This is a genomic window from Streptomyces sp. CB01881, assembly GCF_002953255.1.
GTDB lineage: Bacteria > Actinomycetota > Actinomycetes > Streptomycetales > Streptomycetaceae > Kitasatospora.
Window position 1 is genome coordinate 11,037,673 of sequence record NZ_CP026498.1, and the last position, 2,753, is coordinate 11,040,425.

A 2,753-nucleotide genomic window follows, 5' to 3' on the forward strand; every position below is an offset into this window, starting at 1 on the left:
CGGATCGTCCGGAAACCAGCGCGGCCACCAGCTCGCGCTTGGTCGGGGCTGGCAGCACCAACGGGCCCAGCTCCTCCGCCTCCCGGTCGGCCGCGCACTGCGGGCACTCCAGCCAGTCCGGCCGGCCTTCTCGGTCAGCTCCAGCGAGGAGCCCTCCTTCCCGCCGATCGAACCGGTGACGGGAAGGAGGAACTGCCTTCAAGTTCTGCTGTTCTCCGCGAGGCTGGGGCTCATGGTTTCCGTGGTCTTCCGTGTCTCTCCGATTGCCGGGGAGACGACCTTCTCGCTGGTTGGCCGGGTCGCTGCCCGCTACGGCTTGGACGACGCCGCTCTGCTGACGCATTGGCAATGGCACGGCCATCGCCCCCGGCACGAGAGGGGTGCGCAGCGGGCGGACGCCGAGATACTGCTGGATACGGCGGGGCGGCGGGTACTGGCCGGGTTGTGCGGGGTCGGCGAGGAGGTGGCGGGCGTTGCCGGTGTGGGGGCTGGACGACGAGAAGCTGACCGCACGGGCGGGCGGGAACAGGCCGCAGGCAGCATGGCGGGTGGGCGGTGCGGTGGTGGGGCCGGTGGCGTTCGGGTGCCGGTCGTGCGTGGCGCGGCGGACCGGGGCTTCGGTTCGGGTGGTGCGGTACGCGCAGCGGTGGGAGCGGGTGTGCGTGCGGCATGGGCGGTGGCTGTTGGACGCGGACGCGGACCAGGCGCTGGAGCACCTGGATCTGCGCGCCCTGCCGGAGATCGTCGAGGCGCAGCAGCGGTGGGCACAGGTGGCGAGGCGTGCGGGGCGGGCGGGGGTAGAGCCCGGGGAGGTGTTCGGTGTGGCGTATGCGGTGGTGTGCCGGTGGTGGGATCTGGCGTTGGAGTGGCCGGACGAGCGGGTGTGGCCCGCGCGGCTGCACGCCCTGGCGGGCGGGGACGCGGGCGGGGATTTCTGGCGGTGGCGGGCGGTGACGCGGGATACAGCGGTCTTCCCGGAGGTGGTGGAGGTCGCGCGGGCGCTGCTGGATCCGGTGATGGCCGAGCTGGCCTGGCAGGACAGTGGGGCCGAGCGGCCTCGGGCATTGCCGGCGGGCGGGGCGTTCTGCCGGCAGCTGGGTGAGCGGGTGGGGCGCCGGTGGTTGGGGCCGCTGGCGGCGGTCGACTTCGGCGGTCCGCTGATCGCGTGGATGGGAGCGGTGATCCGCCGGCGCCGCGGCGCGGCCGTGCCCCGCGGCCACAGGGACGAGTTGTGGTGGGTGCGCCGTGAGCTCCAGCCGACGAGCATGGCGGCGCAGCTGCGGGCGCTGACGAAGGAAGCGAAGCTGCCGGGGTCGGGGACGGTGTGGCGTTCGGCGGTGGCGCCTGAACGGCGCGCGCTGATCGGCAACTTGCTGGACGACGCCGAGGAGCAGCTGATCCAGCTGCGCGGGGCGCAGCGGGGCAGCAGTGCGGAGGCGGCGGAGCGGCTGCTGAAGGGCCTGGGTTGCAGCATCGGCCGATTGCAGGAGGCGGTGCGGGAGACGGTGGCGGCCGCATTGGAGGCCGGGGTGCGGGTCGAGGACGTCGCCGCGTGGGCGGGGCTGTCGCCGGACGCGCTCGCCGAAGTGCTCGGGGCCGGTAGCGGGACGGTGCGGTAGAGGGTTCGGCGGGTTGATGGGGCCGCCTCGGTGGGTCCCAGATGCGGGCCGAGTGTGGAGCAGCACTGGTGTGGGCGTGCCGGGCTTGGGCTCGGTCGGTGGGGTGTGGGCCCGGGTGAGAACGCTGGTGCGCGTGGAGCGCTCTACCGCACCAGGTCACGGGGTGGGGCGGGAACGGGGAAAGCCGTCCGCCGGGGCGTGTGTGGCGGGTTGGCTGAGAACCGTGAGCGGCGTGGACGATATGGCCGGGACGGGTGGGTCTGCGGGCCCGGTGGATGTGGATGAGCGGGCGGGGTTCGAGGCGGTGTTCCTCGACCCGGTCGGGCAGGAGGTGCGGCAGCGGTGGGAGGACGCCTGCGTGGCGGTGGCGTTCGAGGACCTGGCGCCGGTGTCCGCGTTCCCGGTGCCGCCCGGGAGACGGTGGGGGCCGGGGCTGTGGTGGTCGGCGACCACCGGGCGGCACGTGGTCGCCGGGTCGAACGCGATGCGTACCCAGCTGATGGTCCTGGACCGCGACCCGCAGGTGACAGGGCTGGCGGGGCGGCCGGTGCGGCTGGTGTGGCGCGATCGACGGGGCGGGGGGCGCTCGTGGGTGCCGCAGCTGTTCGCCCGGTACGCGGACGGCACCGCTCTGCTGGCCGACTGCCCGGGGCATGCGGAGGCGGGCGGTGAACGGGCACTTCGTGCCGCCCAGGCGGCCCGGGCGGCATGCGACCTGGCCGGCTGGCGCTACCGACGACTGGAGCCGCTGGACGCGGTGTTCGCGGCGAACCTGCGGTGGCTGGCCGGCTACCGTCATCCCCGTTACCGGGGCCGCCCCGAGGTGGCGGACGCGCTGCTGGAGGCGTTCGCGCGGCCCGGACCGCTCCTGGAGGGCGTTCAGGCGGTCGGCACCCCGATGACGGTTCTGCCCGCCGTCTTCCATGCCCTGTGGCACGGCCGACTGAGTGTGTCGTTGGAACACCCGCTGCACCAGGGCGTCCTCGTCGGCCCGGGATCCGTACGGGCCGTGGCAGGGAGCAGCGGGATGGGGACGGCCGGGGCGGCCGGCGATTGTGGCGGGGGTGGGGTGTGAGCGCGGCGGCACGACGGCGTGGCGGGCGTCCGGTGCTGGCGGTCGGCGGCCAGGTCCGC

The 2,753-nt window shown here is 74.6% G+C and carries 2 protein-coding genes; both read left to right on the top strand.

What is annotated here, in order from left to right; all coding sequences use genetic code 11:
• Positions 1-629 precede the first annotated feature (629 nt).
• Entirely contained in the window at positions 630-1,619 is a 990-nt protein-coding gene (locus tag C2142_RS37535) for a DNA-binding protein (RefSeq protein WP_241003357.1), read from the top strand.
• 277 nt (positions 1,620-1,896) lie between these two features.
• A complete protein-coding gene (locus C2142_RS37540) occupies positions 1,897-2,694 on the top strand; it encodes a TnsA-like heteromeric transposase endonuclease subunit (protein ID WP_241003347.1) in 798 nt (265 codons plus the stop codon).
• Positions 2,695-2,753: the final 59 nt, after the last annotated feature.